A 301-nucleotide genomic window follows, 5' to 3' on the forward strand; every position below is an offset into this window, starting at 1 on the left:
CAAGATCGTCGGTTGGTCGATGCGCGATCACATGCGCGCCGAGCTGAGCGTAGCGGCATTGATGATGGCCGCCCAGCGGCAGCGGCCGGCCGCCGGGCTGATCTGCCACTCGGATCGCGGCAGCCAGCACGCAGCCGAGGCCTACCGAAGACAGCTCGCCGGTATGGGGGCGAAGTGGACTTCCGCAAGGGCGCGGACGGCCTGGCGGCGCTGGTGCGCGAGAGCCTGGGCGCCGACCCGTTCAGCGGGGCGATCTACGTCTTCCGGGCGCGGCGCGCCGATCGGGTCAAGCTCGTCTACT

Annotated in this window: 1 protein-coding gene and 1 pseudogene; both read left to right on the forward strand. The window is 70.8% G+C overall.

Features of this window, described 5'->3' with window-relative positions; all coding sequences use genetic code 11:
- Positions 1-190 (forward strand): annotated as a pseudogene (locus tag ACLBXO_RS32065) (DDE-type integrase/transposase/recombinase); the annotation flags it as partial.
- Between the two features lie 23 nt (positions 191-213).
- The coding region (gene tnpB / locus ACLBXO_RS32070) for an IS66 family insertion sequence element accessory protein TnpB (protein ID WP_447687955.1) at positions 214-301 on the forward strand (88 nt) is incomplete at its 3' end.

The sequence above is a fragment of the Methylobacterium sp. C33D genome, from assembly GCF_053345825.1.